Source organism: Bradyrhizobium sp. HKCCYLRH3061 (genome assembly GCF_051168015.1).
Classification (GTDB): Bacteria; Pseudomonadota; Alphaproteobacteria; order Rhizobiales; family Xanthobacteraceae; genus Bradyrhizobium.
Genome location: NZ_JBNPUE010000016.1, coordinates 47,304 through 68,010, shown reverse-complemented (window position 1 = coordinate 68,010; position 20,707 = coordinate 47,304). Strand labels below are relative to the sequence as shown.

The 20,707-nt window shown below is 64.8% G+C and carries 19 protein-coding genes and 1 tRNA gene; 14 read left to right on the top strand and 6 right to left on the bottom strand.

Going from position 1 to position 20,707, the window contains the following annotated elements:
- Window positions 1–5 precede the first annotated feature (5 nt).
- Window positions 6–932 (top strand): NAD(P)-dependent oxidoreductase, encoded by a 927-nt coding sequence (locus ACQR2C_RS23990; protein WP_434882277.1) that lies wholly within the window; start codon window positions 6–8, stop codon window positions 930–932.
- A 537-nt stretch (window positions 933–1,469) separates the two neighbouring features.
- Complete coding sequence (locus ACQR2C_RS23985; protein WP_434882276.1) at window positions 1,470–3,125, top strand: DUF262 domain-containing protein; 1,656 nt, start codon at window positions 1,470–1,472, stop codon at window positions 3,123–3,125.
- A gap of 1,069 nt (window positions 3,126–4,194) precedes the next feature.
- On the opposite strand, the gene ACQR2C_RS23980 is transcribed toward ACQR2C_RS23985, so the two are convergent.
- Window positions 4,195–4,281: transfer RNA gene (locus ACQR2C_RS23980), tRNA-Leu, on the bottom strand.
- Between the two features lie 224 nt (window positions 4,282–4,505).
- Between ACQR2C_RS23980 and ACQR2C_RS23975 the strand changes: the two genes are divergently transcribed.
- Complete coding sequence (locus tag ACQR2C_RS23975) at window positions 4,506–5,474, top strand: complex I NDUFA9 subunit family protein (RefSeq protein ID WP_434882275.1); 969 nt, start codon at window positions 4,506–4,508, stop codon at window positions 5,472–5,474.
- A 126-nt stretch (window positions 5,475–5,600) separates the two neighbouring features.
- On the opposite strand, the gene ACQR2C_RS23970 is transcribed toward ACQR2C_RS23975, so the two are convergent.
- Window positions 5,601–6,407 (bottom strand): undecaprenyl-diphosphate phosphatase, encoded by an 807-nt coding sequence (locus tag ACQR2C_RS23970; RefSeq protein ID WP_434874521.1) that lies wholly within the window; start codon window positions 6,405–6,407, stop codon window positions 5,601–5,603.
- 357 nt (window positions 6,408–6,764) lie between these two features.
- Here ACQR2C_RS23970 and ACQR2C_RS23965 point away from each other — a divergent pair, with 357 nt between their 5' ends.
- Both ACQR2C_RS23965 and queG read left to right on the top strand, forming a co-directional pair.
- Window positions 6,765–7,457: a glutathione S-transferase family protein gene (locus ACQR2C_RS23965; protein ID WP_316182999.1), complete on the top strand. Its 693-nt coding sequence runs from the start codon at window positions 6,765–6,767 to the stop codon at window positions 7,455–7,457.
- Entirely contained in the window at window positions 7,406–8,590 is a 1,185-nt protein-coding gene (queG, locus tag ACQR2C_RS23960) for a tRNA epoxyqueuosine(34) reductase QueG (protein WP_316183049.1), read from the top strand. Before ACQR2C_RS23965 ends, queG begins: the two co-directional genes overlap by 52 nt.
- Before the next feature lie 11 nt (window positions 8,591–8,601).
- Here queG and ACQR2C_RS23955 read toward each other — a convergent pair whose 3' ends face one another.
- Window positions 8,602–9,387 (bottom strand): alpha/beta hydrolase, encoded by a 786-nt coding sequence (locus ACQR2C_RS23955; protein WP_316239380.1) that lies wholly within the window; start codon window positions 9,385–9,387, stop codon window positions 8,602–8,604.
- A gap of 327 nt (window positions 9,388–9,714) precedes the next feature.
- Between ACQR2C_RS23955 and infC the strand changes: the two genes are divergently transcribed.
- Window positions 9,715–10,254: a translation initiation factor IF-3 gene (infC, locus tag ACQR2C_RS23950; RefSeq protein ID WP_315805664.1), complete on the top strand. Its 540-nt coding sequence runs from the start codon at window positions 9,715–9,717 to the stop codon at window positions 10,252–10,254.
- Window positions 10,255–10,348: 94 nt separating this feature from the next.
- Here infC and ACQR2C_RS23945 read toward each other — a convergent pair whose 3' ends face one another.
- Window positions 10,349–10,729 (bottom strand): hypothetical protein, encoded by a 381-nt coding sequence (locus ACQR2C_RS23945; protein WP_315805634.1) that lies wholly within the window; start codon window positions 10,727–10,729, stop codon window positions 10,349–10,351.
- A 261-nt stretch (window positions 10,730–10,990) separates the two neighbouring features.
- On the opposite strand from ACQR2C_RS23945, the gene rpmI reads away from it, so the two are divergent.
- The 7 genes from rpmI (at window position 10,991) to ACQR2C_RS23910 (ending at window position 17,676) form a co-directional block, all read left to right on the top strand.
- A complete protein-coding gene (rpmI, locus tag ACQR2C_RS23940) occupies window positions 10,991–11,191 on the top strand; it encodes a 50S ribosomal protein L35 (RefSeq protein ID WP_008539890.1) in 201 nt (66 codons plus the stop codon).
- Window positions 11,192–11,268: 77 nt separating this feature from the next.
- Window positions 11,269–11,628 carry a 50S ribosomal protein L20 gene (rplT, locus tag ACQR2C_RS23935; protein WP_172113603.1) on the top strand — a complete coding sequence of 120 codons (360 nt, stop codon included), beginning with the start codon at window positions 11,269–11,271 and terminating at the stop codon, window positions 11,626–11,628.
- Window positions 11,629–11,784: 156 nt separating this feature from the next.
- Window positions 11,785–12,867 carry a phenylalanine--tRNA ligase subunit alpha gene (pheS, locus tag ACQR2C_RS23930; RefSeq protein ID WP_315805633.1) on the top strand — a complete coding sequence of 361 codons (1,083 nt, stop codon included), beginning with the start codon at window positions 11,785–11,787 and terminating at the stop codon, window positions 12,865–12,867.
- A gap of 155 nt (window positions 12,868–13,022) precedes the next feature.
- Complete coding sequence (locus tag ACQR2C_RS23925) at window positions 13,023–13,520, top strand: endonuclease domain-containing protein (RefSeq protein WP_434882274.1); 498 nt, start codon at window positions 13,023–13,025, stop codon at window positions 13,518–13,520.
- Complete coding sequence (gene pheT, locus ACQR2C_RS23920; RefSeq protein ID WP_434882273.1) at window positions 13,517–15,925, top strand: phenylalanine--tRNA ligase subunit beta; 2,409 nt, start codon at window positions 13,517–13,519, stop codon at window positions 15,923–15,925. Before ACQR2C_RS23925 ends, pheT begins: the two co-directional genes overlap by 4 nt.
- The gene (locus ACQR2C_RS23915; protein WP_434882272.1) at window positions 15,922–16,698 is read left to right on the top strand and encodes a sulfite exporter TauE/SafE family protein; all 777 of its coding nucleotides are present in this window, start codon (window positions 15,922–15,924) and stop codon (window positions 16,696–16,698) included. Before pheT ends, ACQR2C_RS23915 begins: the two co-directional genes overlap by 4 nt.
- A gap of 33 nt (window positions 16,699–16,731) precedes the next feature.
- Window positions 16,732–17,676 carry an MBL fold metallo-hydrolase gene (locus ACQR2C_RS23910; protein ID WP_434882271.1) on the top strand — a complete coding sequence of 315 codons (945 nt, stop codon included), beginning with the start codon at window positions 16,732–16,734 and terminating at the stop codon, window positions 17,674–17,676.
- A gap of 139 nt (window positions 17,677–17,815) precedes the next feature.
- Here ACQR2C_RS23910 and ACQR2C_RS23905 read toward each other — a convergent pair whose 3' ends face one another.
- The gene (locus ACQR2C_RS23905; RefSeq protein ID WP_434882270.1) at window positions 17,816–19,228 is read right to left on the bottom strand and encodes a flavin monoamine oxidase family protein; all 1,413 of its coding nucleotides are present in this window, start codon (window positions 19,226–19,228) and stop codon (window positions 17,816–17,818) included.
- A 194-nt stretch (window positions 19,229–19,422) separates the two neighbouring features.
- Here ACQR2C_RS23905 and ACQR2C_RS23900 point away from each other — a divergent pair, with 194 nt between their 5' ends.
- The gene (locus ACQR2C_RS23900; protein WP_434882269.1) at window positions 19,423–20,400 is read left to right on the top strand and encodes a YiiX/YebB-like N1pC/P60 family cysteine hydrolase; all 978 of its coding nucleotides are present in this window, start codon (window positions 19,423–19,425) and stop codon (window positions 20,398–20,400) included.
- A 12-nt stretch (window positions 20,401–20,412) separates the two neighbouring features.
- On the opposite strand, the gene ACQR2C_RS23895 is transcribed toward ACQR2C_RS23900, so the two are convergent.
- Complete coding sequence (locus ACQR2C_RS23895) at window positions 20,413–20,688, bottom strand: metal-sensitive transcriptional regulator (protein WP_315805626.1); 276 nt, start codon at window positions 20,686–20,688, stop codon at window positions 20,413–20,415.
- Between the last annotated feature and the right edge of the window lie 19 nt (window positions 20,689–20,707).

The following is a 20,707-nucleotide window of genomic DNA, read 5'->3' as shown; positions in this document are numbered from 1 at the left end:
GCACCATGGTCGATCGGACAGGCAGGTCCAATGAAAGGGAGCTTGCAATGGCGGCGATCGGATTCATCGGTTTGGGCGTCATGGGCGAGCCGATATGCCGCAATCTGGCTCTCAAGTCCGGCGCCACGGTGCTCGGCTTCGATCGCCTGGATGCGCCGCTGCAGCGACTCGCCGCGGTCGGCGTCATCAGGGCCACATCGCTCGCGGAGCTGGCGCGGGAGGCCGAATTGATCTTCATGGCGTTGCCGAGCGGCAAGCATGTCCAGGCCGTGTGCGACGGCGATGACGGCCTGCTCCGCCACGTCGAGGCGCGTCACACCATCGTGGACCTCGGCACCTCGCCGGTGCAGGCCAGCCGGGAGCTCGCCGCCCGTTTCGCCGCCAAGGGCGCGGCCTTCGCCGATGCGCCGATCGCCCGCACCCGGCAGGCGGCCGAGGACGGCACGCTGAGCGTGATGGTCGGGGCCGACGCGGCGACGTTCGAACGGCTGCGGCCGCTGATCGCGCTGTTCGCCACCGACATCACCCATTGCGGGGGCGTCGGCGCCGGCCAGGTCGTGAAGATCCTCAACAACATGGTGCTGATGCAGACCGTGGTCGCGCTCGGCGAGGCGCTGGAGACCGCCAAGCGTGCGGGCCTCGATCCCAAGCTGCTGTTCGAGACCCTCGCGAAGGGCTCCGCCGACAGCTTCGCGCTGCGCAACCACGGCATGAAGGCGATGCTGCCCGATACCTATCCCGAGCGCGCATTCTCGACCGAATATGCGCGCAAGGACATCAGCTACGCCCTCGATCTGGCCAAGTCCGTAGAGATCGATCTGCCGGGCGCGGAGCTTGCCGACAGGCGGCTTGGAGAGGCGATCGAGGCGGGCTATGCCGAACTGTATTGGCCCGTGCTCGCGCGCGTGATCGCGGCGTCACGCAAGACGTGACCTGCATGAGGATTTCGACTTGAGCCGCTCGGTGCACTCTGTCGCCGTAAGAATGAGGCGCTCGGCGAGCTGGGCTTTTTCACTATCGATTGCCACCGCCACTCGGCGAAACGTTCATGCTAGCGATGTGCTCGCCAACATTCGCTCAGGGTAACGACGTTGTCGGCGAACGTCAGTTGGGCCTGCTCGCGAAACGATGGCTTTAACGTTACCCAGCTAAAACGCCACTTTGCGTTTTCGCGATGCCGGCGACCCAATGCTCCGGCCCAACAGCCCACATCGTTTGGTTCCGAAAGCCACCGCGCAAACCAATCGTGAACAGGCGCACATCTTGCGTGAGAAGAGCAAAAAGGGACTCGTCCGCAGATATGCCGCCTGGAGCTCGCATACTATTAGGGCTTGAATCGATCTATCTCTTGCAACCGAAAGTTCTATTTGTTTCTATAGTGACATTCGAACAGAAACACACCAACAATTCGGGATCCGTTGATTTTCAACTAATCGCGCCTTCCACCACATCATTTTCCGGAGCGCTTCATGAAGCTAAGTCCGCAGCATTTGACTTTGAACCAACTTCTGACCGGCCGACTCTTTCGAATTCCAGATTACCAAAGAGCATATGCTTGGGGAACCAAGCAGCGCCGCGATCTGTTCGACGACATCGTCGAGGTTCAAAAGACCGGCCAGGAGCACTTCCTTGCCACAGTCGTTTGTCTTGCAAAAGACAGACGTCTAATAGTCGCGAACGAATTCACCGTTGTTGACGTCGTTGACGGTCAACAACGGCTAACAACGTTCGTGATACTTCTGAAAGCGATAGAGAAGCATCTCACCGACTCCGTGAACGATCTTAGGATCAAGGCTGAGCTGCAGGAGCTCCTCGTGAAGGGCGACGACCACTCGCTCGTACTACTGCAGACGAACCACGACAGCAGCAACGTCTTCGTCGACTATATACGCAAGGGCTCCAACCACAAAGGAGCCGGACTCACGCGGGCCGACCAAAACCTCATCGACGCCGCGGCCGAATGCGAAGAGTTCGTATGCGCTTGGGCAAAGAGCTCATCTCTCGTCGAATTAGTTGCAATACTTCGCAACCGCCTTTCCATGATCTATCACGAACTGAACGAGGAAGCCGTCGTATACAGAGTCTTCGAAGTACTGAATAGCCGCGGGCTGGATGTACGATGGATCGATAAATTCAAGAGCCAGCTCATGGGACTTATCTTTCTAAGAGGGGATCACAACGCCGAACACCTCAAGGAGATGCACGTCATCTGGCAAGCCATATACCGGACTCTCGGGCTGAGAGAAACGTTGGGAGATCAGGCGCTACGGTTTGCGGGGACACTTCGCAGCAGCTCCAAGCCCAATCGGTTACAATCCGAAGAAGATGCAGCCGGAACTCTCATCGGACTTGCAGCAGGCGGCCTCAAGAACATTGCCGACCAAGCTAGATGGCTCGAAGCGGTGGTATCGGCGCTAGACCAACTCGATCGCAATGTTCGATTGCGAGCGGTGACCGGGATCGTTCACGCAAGGCTCGTCGCAGCATCGATTCTGCTACGAGGGCTTCCGTCTGTCGACGAAAAAGCAGCGCTCGGGAAATGGGAGCGAGTGACCTTTCGGATCTTCGGGCTGGGAGGAGCGGACTCGAGACACAAGGTGGGCGACTACGTGAGGCTCGGCTATGACATCGTGGCGAGCAAGCTCGATTTGACCGACATCGAGAGTCGATTGAACGAGATTGGCAACGACTACACGATCGATAAGGTTCTCACCCGCGCCGAGGATTACGACAATTGCTATGAAGGCTGGACCGAAGAGCTTCGCTATCTACTGTTTCGTTATGATGAGTATTTGGCCAGTTCAGCGGGAGAAAAGATTAACGAACTACAATGGAATAAGATCTGGCAGGCAGATCCGTCAAAATCGATCGAACATATAAGACCGCAGAGTTCAGAGACGAATTACATGCATCACCTGGGTAATCTGACGATGTTGCCCCCCCTTATCAACTCCAGCCTGCAGGACAAGCCGCCAGCAGAGAAAGCAAAGGTCTATAAGACGTGTGGAATTCGCGGAACCATGATGGTCGGGGAAATGATAGAGAACGGCAAATGGGATAAGGCTGCAGTCTATAAACGCGCCAAGATGATCGAAGATTTCGTACGCAAGGAATGGGCTGACTAATATTCACCCTCGGCGCCTGAGCCGCTCACGGAAGGGGACCCGTCGCAAGATGCCACCCATCCCCAAATTGCCCGTCGTGCCAGTCTGTCGCAGCATTCAGCCTTGCACCGTCGGGCAAATCAGCTGCACATTTCCGCGCGTCCCTGCTGCCGCATGAGGGGCGTGTCGCGACCGTCACGAGACGTTGGCAGTGGGATGCGATGGGCGTGTGTCGGCGCAGCGTGACGTAGGTCGCGCGGACGAACGGCGATGCACGCACGGTCAAGTCGCGCGGTCCTGATATCCCGACGCTGATATCAACTCACGGCGGAGCCTCGCTCCGCGTGGGGATGGTGGCCAGCAAGCCGGCGCACCAGGGAGAACGCGAAGCAGCCGTTAAAACCGTTGCGCAGGGAAGGCCGGATGCTCCGGCGCGTACCTGTGGTTCCTGCCGCCAGCATTTTTTCTCGCTGGCGGGCCATGGGTGCGACCGGCACCCGGCCTTCCCTGCGCCCTCATGATTTGGAGGGCGAGACGATCAGCATGACTCGGGCGCGGATGCGTCGCGAGGCCGAGGAGGCTCGTCCGGAATGATTTCCGATAAGCGCACGAGATCCGAGACGATGAGGACGACTGACACAGATGCATCTTCGTGCAGGAGGCGCCTCGCCTTTCTTCGTTACGCGATCGGATCAAAGTCTCACCAAGGTCTCGGTCCACTCCCCTCCCCCTTGCGGGGAGGGGTCGGGGGTGGGGGTCTCCGGGCGATGAAGCAAGCGACAGGCACCACCTCTCTGAAGCAAGAGAAGCGACGTGCGCCTCATTTGCAGCGGAGCATGCGGACCCCCACCCCCAACCCCTCCCCGCAAGGGGGAGGGGAGCTGACCGTCGCTGCGGCGAGATCGAGAATGACACGAGGTGTTGGCATGGCCGAAACGGAGCTCACGGCGAAAACCGCCGATGCGCGGCGAAGCGTGTCTGCGACCGACGGGATGCGTGGTCCGGCGACTTCGGAGCTACAGCGATGTCAGGGAAAATCAAAACCGAGCGTCAGCTCGGCGGCGCCACGCGGAGCTCGATGAGCGTAGCGTGGTGCCCAGGAAAGGACTCGAACCTTCACGGCCGTTAAGCCACTGGCACCTGAAGCCAGCGCGTCTACCAATTCCGCCACCTGGGCATGTGGAGGCGGTGTGTACGGATCGAACGGCGGCTTGTCAAACCGCTGAACGCCCAAGATGACAATTTTTCTGAAGCCATGCGCAAAAACACGGCCACTTTTCCGCGGTGCGGACGATGGGCTATACAGCGGGCCAGGATGGCGGCCCGCGGGATGCGAATCGCCGCTCAGAGCCCTCTCGTCGGGGCGGCCCGACCGCCCGATGCAATCCCAGGAAGCATTCCATGGCATCGAATCTGGACACATTGGTTACCGTCTTCGGCGGCTCCGGCTTCGTCGGGCGCAACGTGGTCCGGGCGCTGGCCAAGCGCGACTACCGCATCCGCGTCGCGGTGCGCCGGCCGGAGCTCGCCGGCCACCTGCAGCCGCTCGGCCGGGTCGGCCAGATCCACGCCGTCCAGGCCAATCTGCGCTATCCCGACTCCGTCGCGTCAGCGATACGCGACAGCCATGTCGCGATCAACCTCGTCGGCATCCTGACCGAGAGCGGCGCGCAGACCTTCGACGCCGTGCAGGCCGAGGGCGCCGCCACCGTCGCCAAGGCGGCCGCCGCTGCTGGCGCCCGCATGGTGCATGTCTCGGCCATCGGCGCCGATCCGGAGTCGGCGTCTGCTTACGCCCGCGCCAAGGCGGCCGGCGAGGCCGCCGTGCTGGCCGCGGTGCCCGAGGCCGTGATCATGCGCCCGTCGGTCGTGTTCGGCCCCGAGGACCAGTTCACCAACCGCTTTGCGGGGCTCGCCCGGATCTCGCCGTTCCTGCCGCTGATCGGCGGCGGCGAGACCAAGATGCAGCCGGTCTATGTCGGCGACGTCGCCACTGCGGTGGCCGATGCGGTCGACGGCAAGGCGCAGCCGGGCGCCACCTACGAGCTCGGCGGGCCGGAGGTGCTGAGCTTCCGGGAGATCCTGAAAATCATCCTCGAGATCACCGACCGCGACCGCGCGCTGCTGCCGGTGCCGTTCGGACTGGCGAAGCTGAAGGCAACCTTCCTGCAGTTCGCGCCGGGGCCGTTGAAGCTGACGCCCGACCAGGTCGAGCTGCTGCGCCACGACAACGTCGTGTCGGAGGCGGCGAAGGCGGCCGGCCTGACCTTTCAGGGCCTGGGCATCACGCCGGATTCACTCGAGGCGGTCGCCCCGCAATATCTCTGGCGCTTCCGTCCCGCCGGGCAGTTCCAGCGCAAGAACGCGTAAGAAGGGCCCCCCTGCTAAACGCCGTCATTGCGAGGAGCGAAGCGACGAAGCAATCCAGAGTCCCGCCCACCACACTGGATTGCTTCGCTTGCGCTCGCAATGACGAGCGGAGAGAGACGGGCCGACTTACTTCCCCAGCGCCAGCGCGATCAGGCCGAGGGTGCCGACGATGACGCGCCACCAGGCGAACAGCACGAAGCCATGGCGGGTGACGTAGCCGAGGAACGCCTTCACCACGATCATCGCGGTGATGAAGGACACGACGAAGCCGATCGCGATCAGGCCGAGGTGATCGGACGTCATCTCGGCGCGGCTCTTGTAGAAGTCGTAGACGAAGGCGCCGACCATGGTCGGGATCGCCAGGAAGAAGGAGAATTCCGCCGCCGAGCGCTTGTCGCCGCCGAGCAGCATCGCCGCCACGATGGTGGCGCCGGAGCGCGACACGCCGGGGATCATGGCGAGGCACTGCGCGACGCCGATCCACAGATACATCATCAGCGGATAGCGCGTGGCGTCGTGCTCGCGCGGCTTGAGATCGATCTGATCGACCCACAGCAGGATGGCACCGCCGACGATCAGCGAGAAGCACACGACCCACGGATCGAACAGGAGCGCCTTGATGTACTTGCCGGCGATGAGGCCGACAACGACCGCGGGCAGGAAGGCGACCAGCACGCCGATGATGAAGCGGCGATCGTCAGCGTTCGACAGCGCGCCGATGGCGACGCGGTACAGCTTGAAGAAGTACAGCGCGACGATGGCGAGGATGGCGCCGAGCTGGATCAGGATCGCGAAACTCTTCCAGAACCCCTCGTCACCGAGCCCGAAGAAGCGCTCCGCCAGCAGCAGATGGCCGGTCGAGGATACGGGAAGAAACTCGGTGACGCCCTCGACGATGCCGAGAAGCACCGCCCGCAGCGTATCTGACATCATGGATCGGATCCTGGATTGCCGGCAAAACGCCGCCCTTCTCGCCTATTCGGCCCCCGCCCGCAATTGCAAAAAGCGGCATGGGCGGTCCTATCGGATGAATGAACCGGCGCGTGAGCGCAGCTTACGAATCAGAACGCGACGGGTCCGGAGGGCCGATCCAGCTCACCGACGCGTGTTCCCCGAACGTCGTTTCCCGCATGCTGACCCGTCGCCCTACTGCTTACACTTTCGCCGACCATGCGCTAATGGTCCGATTCGCGAGCGCAACCGGGCGCCGGTATCGGGACGAGGCATCGGTGCGAACCGATGGTTGATTGTTCGTTAAGCGCCGCAGCCGCGGAATCGTCGAAAGGCTCCATGTACACGCTCTTCCACCATCCCTTCTGCCCGCATTCACGCTTCGTCCGGCTGGTGCTCGGCGAATACGGGCTCGATCTGCGCCTGGTGGAGGAACGCGCCTGGGAGCGCCGCGAGGCGTTTCTCGTGCTCAATCCCGCGGCCACCACGCCGGTGCTGTCGGTCGAAGGCCTGCCGCCGGTGCCCGGTGTCGGCGTGATCGCCGAATTCATCGATGAGACCTGCGGGCTTGAGATGGGCGATCGCCGGCTGATGCCGGGCACGGCGGCCGAGCGCATCGAGGTGCGCCGGCTGATGGACTGGTTCAACACCAAGTTCTTCGAGGAGGCCTCGAACCTCTTGGTCACCGAGCGCATCTACAAGCGCTTCATGAGCGAGGAGGATGGCGGCGGGCCGCCGTCGACCGACGTGATTCGCGCCGCCAAGACCAATGTGCGCTATCATCTCGCCTATATCGGCTGGCTCGCGCAGCGGCGCAATTTCCTGGCCGGCGACCGCCTGACCTATGCTGATTTGGCCGCCGCCGCGCATCTGTCGGCGATCGACTATCTGGGCGACGTGCCATGGATCGAGGACGACGCCGCGAAGGCGTGGTACGCGCGGGTCAAGTCGCGGCCGTCGTTCCGGCCGCTGCTGAGCGACTGGCTGGCCGGCGTGCCGGCGTCGCGCACCTATGTGGATCTGGACTTCTGAGCGCCGATAGGCCCACGCCGGAGACGTTGAAGGCGGCGCTGGCCGCCGAGGCGCAGCGGCTGGGCTTCGATGTCATCGGTCTCACCGCCCCGGTCGTGAGCGCCGAGCGGGCCGCCGCGTTCGAACGCTTCCTCGCCGCCGGCCAGCACGGCGACATGGACTGGCTGGCGCGCGAGCCGTCCCGCCGCACCGATCCCACAACGCTGTGGAGCGAGGTCCGCAGCATCATCATGCTGGGCGTCAATTACGGCCCCGACGAGGACCCGCGCGCGGTGCTGTCCCAGCGCAGCAATGCTGCGATCTCGGTCTATGCCCGCGGCGACGACTATCACGACATCATCAAGAAGAACCTCAAGACGCTCGCGCGCTGGCTGGTCGCGCAGGCCGGCTGTGACGTGAAGGTGTTCGTCGACACCGCGGCCGTCATGGAGAAGCCGCTGGCCGAAGCGGCCGGGCTCGGCTGGCAGGGCAAGCACACCAACCTGGTGTCATCAGGCTTCGGCTCCTGGCTGTTCCTCGGCGCCATCTACACCACGCTGGACCTGCCGCCGGATGCGCCGGAGCTCGATCATTGCGGCTCCTGCCGGGCCTGCCTCGACAGTTGCCCGACCGCGGCCTTCCCGGCCCCCTACAGCCTCGATGCACGGCGCTGCATCTCGTATCTGACGATCGAGAACAAGGGGCCGATCCCGCGCGAGTTCCGCAAGGCCATGGGCAACCGCATCTACGGCTGCGATGACTGCCTCGCCGCCTGTCCGTGGAACAAGTTCGCGCAGGCTGGACGCGAGGCGAAGCTGGCGGCGCGCGACGCGTTGCGCGCGCCTTCACTGGCGGAGCTGGCCGCGCTCGACGATGCCGCGTTCCGCGCGCTGTTCGCGAAATCGCCGATCAAGCGCATCGGCCGCGACCGCTTCCTGCGCAACGTGCTGATCGCGATCGGCAACTCCGGCGATGTGGCGCTGACGCCGTCCGCCGAGCGGCTGGCCACCGATCCGAGTCCGCTGGTGCGCGGTGCCGCCGCCTGGGCCTTGGCGCAACTGCTCGACCCGGGGGCTTTTGCCCAACGTGCGACGATTGCGCTGGCGACCGAGGCCGCCGAGAGCGTCCGCGCGGAATGGCAAGTCCGATGCTGAAGCAGGCCGCCTCAGCCCATCTCGCCAACGGCGGCCAGCATGCGCGCGATGTCCTGCGGACGCGACAGCCGGTGGTCGCCGTCCTGGATCATGGTCAGCACCACGTCTTCGGCGGGCAGGCGGTGGGTGAGCGCGAACGCATGCTGCCAGGGGACGTCCGGGTCCTGCGCGCCCTGCAGGATGCGCACCGGGCAGCCGATCTTGATGGCACCGCCGAGCAGGAGATGATGACGCCCGTCCTCGATCAGCGCCCTGGTGATGGGATAGGGCTCGCCGTACTCCGACGGGCGCATCCAGACGCCGTTGGTCTCGATCTCGGTCCGGACCGCCGGCGAGAAGCCCTTCCACATCAGCTCCTCGGTGAAATCGGGCGCCGGAGCGATCAGGACCAGGCCCGCCAGCGTCGCTTCGGCCGGCTCATCGAGCAGCGCGCGCGCCAGCAGCAGCGCCATCCAGCCGCCCATCGAGGAGCCGACCACGACCTGCGGTCCGCGGCAGAATTGCCGGAACACGGCAACGCTCTCCTCGAGCCAGCGGCTGATCGTGCCGTCGACGAAGCGTCCGCCGGATTCGCCGTGCCCGGAATAGTCGAAGCGGACGCAGGCGCGGCCGCGCCCGGCGGCCCAGGCATCGAGGGCCAGTGCCTTGGTGCCTTTCATGTCGGAATTGAAGCCACCGAGCCAGAACAGCCCGGGCGGATGGCCTGGCCGCGCCCGCACCGCGATCCGGCGCGACGATTCGCCCGCGCCGACGGTGATGAAGACAGGCGGATCGGCATTCTCTGCAGCAGGGTTCATGGATCGTTACTCGCTGTCGGGTGTTGTGTGGGCGAACCGGCCGTTTCCGTCAATCGGCCAAGCTTGACGCTGCCGCTTGCGAAAGCGCGCGGCGCACTCTATGTCCCCCGGCGGAACCACGAGGGCCCGAAAAAGCGCGAGTTTGATCGCAATTCTCGGCCGTGTGGCTTCCTTGGGGGAATGCATCGACGCACGAGTCTCGCGCATGCGTCGCAGGAGCCGCGACGGCCGGGCGGAATTTCGACGCACCGGACAGTTGCGACCTTGCCCGCGAAAGCATCTTCCTTCAAACTAGCCGCCTTCTTCCACAACCTTGGAGAACTACCCATTCGCCGCCCCAATCGAGCCCCGCCCGCTGCCGTCAAAGACGGGCCGCGCACCAATGATGAGATTCGCAATGCGCAGATCCAGCTGATCGATGCCGAAGGCACCAACCGTGGTGTCGTCGAGACCGTTGTCGCGATCAAGATGGCCGCTGACGCCGGCATGGATCTGGTCGAGATTTCGCCGAACAACACGCCTCCCGTCTGTAAGATCATGGACTACGGGAAGTACAAATATTCGGCGCAGAAGAAGGCCGCCGAGGCCCGCAAGAAGCAGAAGGTCGTTGAGATCAAGGAGATCAAGCTCCGCCCGATGATCGACGACCACGACTACGACGTGAAGATGCGCGCGATGCAGCGGTTCTTCGAAGAGGGCGACAAGGTCAAGATCACGCTGCGCTATCGCGGCCGCGAAATGGCGCACCAGGAGATCGGCACCAAGCTGCTCGACAAGGTGAAATCCGACGTCGCAGCGTTCGCCAAGGTCGAGCAGGACGCCAGGTTCGAGGGCCGTCAGGTGGTCATGGTTCTGGCGCCGCGCTAGGTCCAGCACACCGACACCTGAAGCCGGGCCGCCACGCGTTTGGCGGGCTTTTCTCTTGAAGGGCGCCCGCCAGGACCGCTCTTGCGGGCCGGGGTCAGGACCGCGTCGCCTGCCACCGCCCCCGGCAGGTTCCGGACGAGCCTTTGCCGCTCCAGCGACCGAAACCTGAGGTGGCGCCGAGCCGGCCGGTGCCACTGGCCGAGGCGCCACCCTGGGATACCCGCACGGTGACGGCGCCGCCGCGGCCAACCGAGCCGGTGATGTTGGCGGTGCTGTTCGAGAGGACCCGGCCCCTGCTGATCCGGATCGGGAAGCTGTAGCCCTGGTCGCAACTGCCGGCCTCGGTAATGATCAGCACGGTCCAGGCGCCATCGAAGCCGGCAGCGTGCGCAGGCCTCGCCGGCAGGCCTGCGAGGCCCGTCAGCAGCGCGGTCGTAAGGGCGGCGGAGATGGCGCGGCGAATGAGGCGGGTCATGGTCGATCCTCGACTGTCATGGTCGGCTGATCATGGGTCGGAATAGCCGATTCCGTGGTTCGACGTTGCCAACTGGCTTTGTCTCTGGCATAAGCGCGGCCTTCGTCGCCCGGCTGATCAAGGGCTGCCGTGGCGATGTTTCTGTGCGGGTGGATCCTCGTTTGGACCCAAAACCTGAGCACAACCAACGCTCTAACGAGCATTTTCGCCGGATGGCGCCGCTTTTGCGGGCGGCTTGCCGTTGGCATCAAGGAGAGCCAAATGCCCAAGCTGAAGACCAAATCCGGCGCCAAAAAGCGCTTCAAGGTGACTGCCACCGGCAAAGTGATGCACGCCCAGCGCGGCAAGCGCCACGGCATGATCAAGCGGACGAAGAAGCAGATCCGGCAGCTGCGCGGCACCCGCGTGCTGTTCAAGACCGACGGCGACAACGTCAAGAAGTACTTCTTGCCGAACGCCTGACCGGCCTCTCGCTTCCGAACCCCTGGCCGCCTCAAAGCCGCGGCTGATCGTCATCTCTGAATCCAAGGATTTCCGGCATGTCTCGCGTCAAACGCGGTGTGACCGCCCACGCCAAGCACAAGAAAGTCTTCAAGGCCGCCAAGGGCTATTACGGCCGCCGCAAGAACACGATCCGCACCGCCAAGCAGGCCGTCGAGAAGGCCGGCCAGTATGCGTTCCGCGATCGCAAGCGCAAGAAGCGCACCTTCCGCGCGCTCTGGATCCAGCGCCTGAACGCCGCCGTGCGTCCGTTCGAGCTCACCTACAGCCGATTTATCGACGGCCTGTCCAAGTCCGGCATCACCGTCGACCGCAAGGTGCTGTCGGATCTCGCGATCAACGAGCCCGCCGCGTTCGAGGCGATCGTTGTGAAGGCCAAGGCGGCGCTCGCCGCCTGATCGCCCAGCGCATCGTGAGGATTTCAAAAGCGGCCGATGCTCTCGGCCGCTTTTTGCTATCCGGCGACATGCCGGTTTGCTTGCCTGCTTTCGCTTGACCGCTGTCGCCGGCGCGGCGACAACCCAGCCGCCTTTTGTCCCGCGGAGATTTTGCCCGTGTCCGACCTCGCCTCGCTCGAAACCTCGATCCTCGACCAGATCGCCGCCGCCGGCGATGAAGCCGCGCTGGAAACCGTCCGCGTCGCAGCGCTCGGCAAGAAGGGCTCGATCTCGGCGCTGCTGGCGACGCTCGGCAAGATGTCGCCGGACGAGCGCAAGACGCAGGGTGCGGCCATCAACCTCGCCAAGGACAAGGTCACGCAGGCGCTGACCGCGCGCCGCGAGGTGCTCAGGGCCGCGGCGCTCGATGCTCGCCTCGCCGCCGAGACCATCGACGTCACCCTGCCCTTGCAGGATTCGCCGGCCGAGACCGGGCGCATCCATCCGCTCAGCCAGGTGATGGACGAGCTGACCACGATCTTCGCCGACATGGGCTTCTCGATCGCCGAAGGTCCCGACGTCGAGACCGACGACTACAACTTCACCAAGCTGAATTTCCCGGAAGGCCATCCGGCGCGGGAGATGCACGACACCTTCTTCTTCAACCCTAAGCCTGACGGCTCGCGCATGCTGCTGCGGACCCACACCTCGCCGGTGCAGGTGCGCACGATGCTGAGCCAGAAACCGCCGATCCGCGTGATCTGTCCGGGCCGCACCTACCGCATCGATTCGGACGCGACGCACACGCCGCAATTCCACCAGGTCGAGGGCCTCGTCATCGACAAGGGCTCGCATCTCGGCCACCTCAAATGGATCCTGCACGAATTCTGCAAGGCGTTCTTCGAGGTCGACCACATCAACATGAAGTTCCGGCCGTCGTTCTTCCCGTTCACCGAGCCGTCGCTCGAGGTCGACATCCAGTGCCGCCGCGACAAGGGCGAGATCCGCTTCGGCGAGGGCGAGGACTGGCTGGAGATTCTCGGCTGCGGCATGGTGCATCCGAACGTGCTGCGCGCCTGCGGCATCGATCCCGACGAGTACCAGGGTTTCGCCTGGGGCATGGGCATCGACCGCATCGCGATGCTGAAATACGGCATGAGCGATTTGCGCCAACTGTTCGAAGGCGACGTCCGCTGGCTGTCGCACTACGGCTTCAAGCCGCTGGAGGTGCCGACGCTGGCCGGGGGATTGAGCACGTGACGATTGTCGGCCCCAATGTTTCCCAGCAAACGCTAGGACTCCCTCTCCCGCTTGCGGGGGAGGGCTGGGATCTGCGCGCTCTTACTTCGACAACCATCGGTCTCTCCGTTCCCTCCCCCCTTGTGGGGGAGGGTCAGGGAGGGGGGTAGCCCAGGATGCCGCACGCCGTTGTCAGCAACCGCCAGCGCAACCGAGCGAAGCAACTTCGCCAGGCGATGACGCGCGCCGAGACGCTGCTGTGGCGCTACATCAAGGCCGACCGAATTGACGGCGCCAGCTTTCGCCGCCAGGTGCCATTTCGCAACTACATCGCAGACTTCGCCTGCTTCTCGGCCAAGCCCGTGATCGAGCTCGATGGCGAGTCGCACGATTTCACCGAATGGCAGGCAAGAGACGCCGAGCGTGACGCCTTCTTCGCAGCCGAAGGCTTCGAGGTCCTCCGCTTCACTAATGAGCAGGTGACCTCGAATCTGGAAGGTGTTGTTGCGGCAATCCGCCAAGCCATTGCCGACCGCGCCCGCGGCTTACCCCCCTCCCCACCCCTCCCCCACAAGGGGGGAGGGAGCGGAAAGAGCGTCGCAAGCGACCAAGACAGCGAACACGACCACACTCACGATACAAACACCAGCAAGATCCGAGGCATGCAGCCATGAAATTCACGCTGTCCTGGCTGAAGGACCATCTCGACACCGATGAGTCGGTCGAGACAATCGCCGACAAGCTCACGATGATCGGCCTCGAGGTCGAGCATCTCGAGGACAAGGCGAAGCTGCTCGCGCCGTATAGGATTGCGCGCGTCGTCTCCGCCGAGCAGCACCCGAACGCCGACCGGCTGCGCGTCTGCATGGTCGACACCGGTGACGGTGGCGCGCCGGTGCAGGTGGTCTGCGGCGCGCCGAATGCGCGCGCGGGGCTGGTGTCGGTGTTCTCGCCGCCCGGCACCTACATCCCCGGTAAGAACATCACGCTCTCGGTCGGCACGATCAGAGGTGTCGAGAGCCGCGGCATGCTGTGCTCGGCGGCCGAGCTTGAGATCTCCGACGATCACGACGGCATCATGGAGCTGCCGGCGGATGCGCCGATCGGCACCCCCTATGCCGAATGGGCCGGGCTCGGCGATCCCCAGTTCGAGATCAATCTGACGCCGAACCGCCAGGACTGCACCGGCGTGCACGGCATCGCACGCGACCTCGCTGCCGCCGACATGGGTAAGCTGAAAGACCCCGGCATCAAGCCGATGAAGGGCGAATTCCCCTGTCCCGTGAAAGTCGTGCTCGAAGACGAGAAGCTGTGTCCCGGCTTCGCGCTGCGGCTGGTGCGCGGCGTCAAGAACGGCCCGTCGCCGAAATGGCTGCAGCAGCGCCTGACCTCGATCGGCCTGCGCCCGATCAACGCGCTCGTCGACATCACCAACTACATGACATTCGACCGCGCGCGTCCGCTGCACGTGTTCGATGCCAAGAAGGTCAAGGGCAACCTGGTCGTCCGCCGCGCCCGCGACGGTGAGACGCTGCTGGCGCTGGACGGCCGTACCTACACGCTCGACGATTCGATGTGCGTCATCGCCGATGACGCCGCTGTCGAATCGCTCGCCGGCATCATGGGCGGCGAGGCGTCGGGCTGCGATGAAGACACCACCGACGTGCTGATCGAATCGGCGCTGTGGAACGAGATCAACATCGCCCAGACCGGCCGCAAGCTCGGCATCAACTCCGATGCGCGCTACCGCTTCGAGCGCGGCGTCGATCCGGCCTTCATGGTGCCGGGCCTGGAGATGGCGACCAGGCTGGTGCTCGACCTGTGCGGCGGCACGCCATCGGAAATCCTCGTCGTCGGCAATCCCTTCGGCGATGACCGCATCGTCGACTTCCCGCTCACCGAGGTGAAGCGGCTGGCGGGCATCGAGGTGCCACTGACCGAGATGCGGCGGATCCTGACGCATCTCGGCTTCGTGGTCGCAGGCAATGGCCCGGTCGTGAAGGTCGCGGTGCCCTCCTGGCGCAGCGACGTCCACGGCAAGGCTGACATCGTCGAGGAAATCGTGCGCATCGTCGGCGTCGACAAGGTGCCGATGACGCCGTTCGAGCGCGGCGATGCGCCGCGCAAGCCGGTGCTGACGCCGCTGCAATTGCGCACGCGGCGCGCCAAGCGCGCGTTGGCGGCACGCGGCATGGTCGAAGCCGTGACGTGGTCATTCATCTCGAAGCCGGCCGCCGAATTGTTCGGCGGCGGCAAGGCCCAACTCGCACTCGCCAATCCGATCGCGGCCGATCTCTCGGACATGCGCCCGAGCCTTTTGCCGGGCCTGATCGCGACTGTGCAGGCCAACGCCGATCGCGGCTTCGGCGATGCCGCGATCTTCGAGGTCGGGCAGGTCTTCAAGGGCGACGGCCCCACGGATCAGTTCGTGGCCGCGAGCGGCATCCGCCGTGGCATCGCCTCGGCGAAGGGACTCGGCCGGCATTGGACGGGATCGCAGTCGGCCAGTGCCTACGACGCCAAGGCCGATGCGCTGGCCGTGCTGGCGGCGGCCGGCGCGCCGATGGCGTCGCTGCAGATCGTTGCCGGCGGTCCGGCCTGGATGCATCCGGGTCGCTCCGGCACCATCCAGATGGGACCGCAGAACGTGCTCGGACATTTCGGCGAGCTGCATCCGCGCACGCTGGAGGCCCTGAAGGTCGACGGCCCGCTCGTCGCTTTCGAGGTCATCCTCGATCGCATTCCGGCCGCCAAGGCGAAGCCGACCCGCGCCAAGCCGGTGCTCGAGCTCTCGGCATTCCAGCCGGTGTCGCGCGACTTCGCCTTCATCGTCGATCGCAAGGTCAAAGCCGGCGACATCGTGCGCGCCGCGCAGGGCGTCGACAAGAAGCTGATCACGGATGTTACCGTGTTCGACGTCTACGAGGGCAAGGGCATCGAGGACGGCAAGAAGTCGGTCGCGATCGCCGTGACCCTGCAGCCACGCGACAAGACCATGACCGACGAGGAGATCGACGCAGTCGCGGCGAAGATCACCGCCGACGTCGCCAAGAAGACCGGCGGCACGTTGCGCGGATGAGCCTGTCCGGGCTCATCCCTGCCGACCTCAGCTCGTTCGCGACGGTCGCGCTGGCGATCACGGCTTTTATCGCTGCGACCGCGCGCGGCTTCTCCGGCTTCGGCTCGGCGCTGATCTTCATGCCGCTCGCGAGCAGCTTTGCGACGCCCCGTCTGGTCGCGCCGCTGCTGCTGGTGATCGATTTCGTCTCGATGGCCCCGATGGTGGCGCCGGCCTGGCGCGAGGCCGACCGTAAGGCCACCGCGGTGATCGTTGCGGGCGCGTTGGTCGGCGTGCCCGTGGGCACCTATTTCCTCAGCCGGCTGGACCCGGTCACCGTCCGCTGGATCATCACCGGTTTCGTGCTCGCGCTGCTTGCGCTGCTGCTGTCCGGCTGGCGCTATCGCGGCAGGGAGTACACCGCACTGTCGGTCGCTGTCGGCTGTATCTCCGGATTTTGCAGCGGACTGGCGCAGACCGGGGGCCCGCCGATCGTCGGCTACTGGCTGGGACGCCCGATCCCGCCAAAGATCGCGCGGGCGAACATCGTGCTGTTCTTCGGCGCATCGGACTTCTTCGCGATGGTGAGCTACGCGATGAGCGGGCTGATCACCTGGGATTCGCTGAAGCTCTCGCTGCTGATCGGGCCGATCTACGCGCTTGGCGTTGCGTTCGGCGCGTCGCTGTTCGGCCGCGCCAGCGAGCAAGTGTTCCGCGCCATCTGCTATGCGCTGATCGCAATCGCCGTGATCGCCGGCCTGCCGGCCCTCGACGGCGTGCTCGGGCGAGGCTAGCCTCCCCGCAACGAGACCGACCGGGAGGACACCATGATCAATCGCCGCAGGATGTTGTCGCTCGCGCTGGGCACAGCCGGAGCTGTCGCAGCGCGCTCGGTGTTCGCGCAAGGCGCCAAGACCGGCACGCGCATCGTCTTCCTCGGCACCAAAGGCGGACCACGCGTCGGCGTCGGCGCCTCCAATCCGGCCAATCTCGTCGTCGTCAACGGCACGCCGTTCGTGATCGATTGCGGCATGGGCGTCAGCCGTCAGCTCGTCAATGCGGGCGTTCCGATCCCGTCGGTCAAGTACATCCTAATCAGCCATCACCATTCCGATCACAATCTCGAATACGGCAACCTGTTCTACAACGCCTGGGCCGCAGGATTGTCGACGCCGATCCAGTCGTTCGGACCCAAGGGCCTGGAGGCGATGACCAGGAGTTTCTGGGAAACCAACAAGTTCGACGTCGACACCCGCATCACAGATGAAGGCAGGCCTGATCCTCGGCCGCTCCTGGTCGCGAAGGACATCGACGCGGACGGCGTCGTGCTGAAGACGGCGGATGTGACGGTGACCGCGTTCCGCACGCCGCATCCGCCGATCACCGACAATTTCGCCTACAAGTTCGAGACCCCGGACGGCACGATCGTGTTCTCGAGCGACACCGCCTACAATCCCAAGCTCGCCGAGTTCGCCAGGGGCGCCGACGTGCTGGTGCACGAATGCCTGTATGTGCCGGCGGTCGATCGCCTGGTCGCGAAAACGAAGAACGGCTCGACGCTGAAGAAGCACCTGCTCGACAGCCACACGACGACCGAGGACGTCGGGCGTATCGCTGCGGCGGCAGGCGTGAAGGTGCTGGTGCTCAGCCACTTCGTGCCCGGTGATGATCCCGAAGTGACCGACGAGGATTGGACCCGGGACGTGAAGAAGAACTACTCGGGCCGGATCATCGTGGCGAAGGATTTGATGGAGCTGAAGCTGCCGGTGTAAGCTAGATCAGCAAAGCTGCAAATAGCGAGCACAACGACTGTACATTTCAAGGCCCTCTCCCCTTGTGGGTCCCACAAGGGGAGAGGGCGCAGTCACGGGCACCGCATCCATGTTGCGATCTTAGCGCGACGATCGAATGTCAATCCTCAGGCGAGGCCGACCGCACCTTGCCGCGACGGCGTGGTCGTTGCCGCTCACTGCTCGGCTCCGGCTCGGGATCCTTCAGCGCGCCGATCCGCCGCAGCGCGGCTTCGGCGGCACGTTCGCCGGAGTCCCAGGCGCCGTCGACCGTGCCCCACAGCGTTTCGTGCGTCGCCTCGCCCGCCAGGAAAAGCGGACCGAGGGGTTCGCCGAGGATCTTGCGCGCCCCCTGGCTGCCGGGCGTGGCCGCCGACATCGCGCCGAGCACGCCCGGCGCCTGGTTCCAGCGCGTGGCTGCGGACGATTTCACCGCCGCGGCGGCCTCGCTTCCAAACAGCTTGCCGATCCAGTCCCTCGCGAAGTCGACCATCGCCGCCTCGCCCTGCGCTGAGAGTTCGCGGCCGAAGGCGCCGGCAACATCGACGGCGCAGAGCGACGATCCGCCGATATTGGCCAGCAACAGACCCGTGCGGTTGGAATTGCTCTGCTCGATGATGACCTCGTCCCGCGACAGGCCGAGCGGATTGCCCGCCAGCATCAGCGCAATGTGATCGTAGCTGCCGAGGCTGAGCTTGGCGGCGGCGTCGAGCTGCCGCTTGGGCAGCTCGGGGGCGAACTTGATGGCGCCTGATGTCAGCACGTTGGTCGACACCGTGAGGATGACGGCGCGCGCCACGATCCGCCCCGCCGGCGTTTCCACCGCGACGTCGCGGTTGGCCCACACGACGCGCGTTGCCGGCGTCGACAGCGACAACGGCAACGCTTCGCCGAGCCTGGCGATGAACGTGCCCAGCCCCTGGCGGCAGGCCAGCGGCGCGCTGCGATCCTGCGCACGCGCCTTGTCGATCGCGGAGAGATCGGCGAGATCCTTCCCGGTCGCGCTGGCGCCGAGCACGAACGCGGTGGTGCTGGTCCAGTCGCCCAGATCCTTCGGCAGCGCCGCGGCGCAGGAGGTGTCGAGCTTGCCGCGCGCCGCCTCGTCGATGGCGCGATTGGCGCGCACCAGCCCCGCCAGGAACTGCTCGGTCTCACCGGGCCGCGCATTGCGCCGACCGACCCGGATCTTCTGCCCGACGGGGGCCGCGACGAGATCGAGCCCGAGACCCCGCGCGAGCCTGCTGATGGGATTGCCGTCGGCATTGAGCAGCCAGCGGGCGCCGCGATCGAACGGCACGCCGAAGATGGCAGTATCCGTGCTGCAACGGCCGCCGGGCTGCGGCGCGGCCTCCAGCACCACGACCTTGCGGTTGGCCGCGACGATCCGACGGGCCGCGGCGATTCCCGCCGCTCCCGCCCCGATCACGACAATGTCAGCCTCGCGTGGAACAGCCGCCTGCGCGGCGCGGCCGGCAATAGGCAGCGCGGCCAGCGCCGCGGAAGCGGAGAGGAAGCCGCGGCGCGTGACATTCATGACATGGTTTCCGAAAGCTTTTGAATCAAACGAATACCCGCCGAATTTGCCGCATCTGCCGCGCTGCGGCAACCGGGATGGTAAACGTGATACCGTGCAGAACGCATCGACTATGAACCAAATTGCAACCGCAATCGACCATCATGGAAGAAGGGAAAAAGCCGGCGACCGGCCAAGGTCGCCCGGGGAGCGTTATGGGTATCGTGCTCGATCACATCGGCAAGCTGATTGCCGCCTATCTCCAGAAGGAGATCCCGGGCTATGAGCCGTTCACGCCGAGCGATCCGGACTATCTGCGCAAGGATGTCCAGCCCGGCGACGTGCTGCTCGTCGAGGGCAACAGCCGTATTTCCGGCATCATCAAATACCTCACGCAGTCGACCTGGTCGCATGCCGCGCTCTATGTCGGACCGATCGACGGCGCCGTCGAGCCCGATGGGGAGCCGCACGTGCTGGTCGAGGCCTATGTCGGCGATGGCGTGATCTCGGCGCCGCTGTCGAAATATTTCGCCTATCACACCCGTGTCTGCCGGCCGGTCGGACTAACGTATGAGGACCGGCACACGGTGTGCCGCTACGCCATCAATCGCATCGGCTTCGGCTACGACACCAAGAACATCATCGACCTGATGCGCTATCTGATCCCGATGCCGATTCCGCAACGCTGGCGGCGGCGCATGATCGCGCTGGGCTCGGGCGATCCGACCAAGATGATCTGCTCGGCGCTGATCGCGCAGGCGTTCGATGCGGTGCGCTATCCGATCCTGCCGAAGATCACGCGGGCGCCATCGCGGCGCGCCAAGCGCGAGATCCTGCACATCCGCGATTCGTCGCTCTACATGCCGCGCGACTTCGACATCTCGCCCTATTTCGAGATCGTCAAGCCGACCATCGTCAATGGATTCGACTACACGACGCTGCATTGGGCCGACAAGCAGAAGCCGCTCGCGGAGGTAGCGGGCGAGTTCGCCGTGTTTCCAGGAGCCATCACAGCGCCGCCGCTCGTTCCTGAGACGGCTGACGAAGAAGCGACGCAGCAGGCTGCGGCTGAGGAAATAGTTGCGAAGCTCGGCGAGCGGCTCGTGGTCAGCGAGCATTTTCTCGTCGCCGAGCCGGTACGAAACGTCGCGCCACGTCCGACCGCACGACGCCGCAAAAAAGTGGCAGTCTGACCCGGGCTGGCCTCAGCGATCCGACCGGCTGATCACATCCATCAACTCCGCGATCTTCTGCCGTTGATCGGCCTTGTCGCCCGATGCGATGGCGTGCTCGACGCAATGGGCGACGTGGTCGCGTAGAATCTCCTCCTCGACCCGTCGCAGCGCCGCCCTGACAGCGGAGATCTGGGTCACGATGTCGATGCAGTAGCGGTTGTCCTCGACCATTTTCGACAGGCCCCTGACCTGCCCTTCGATCCGGCTCAAACGTTTCTGACAGGATGTCTTGATGTCCTCGCGCATACGGCCTATATACCCCTAC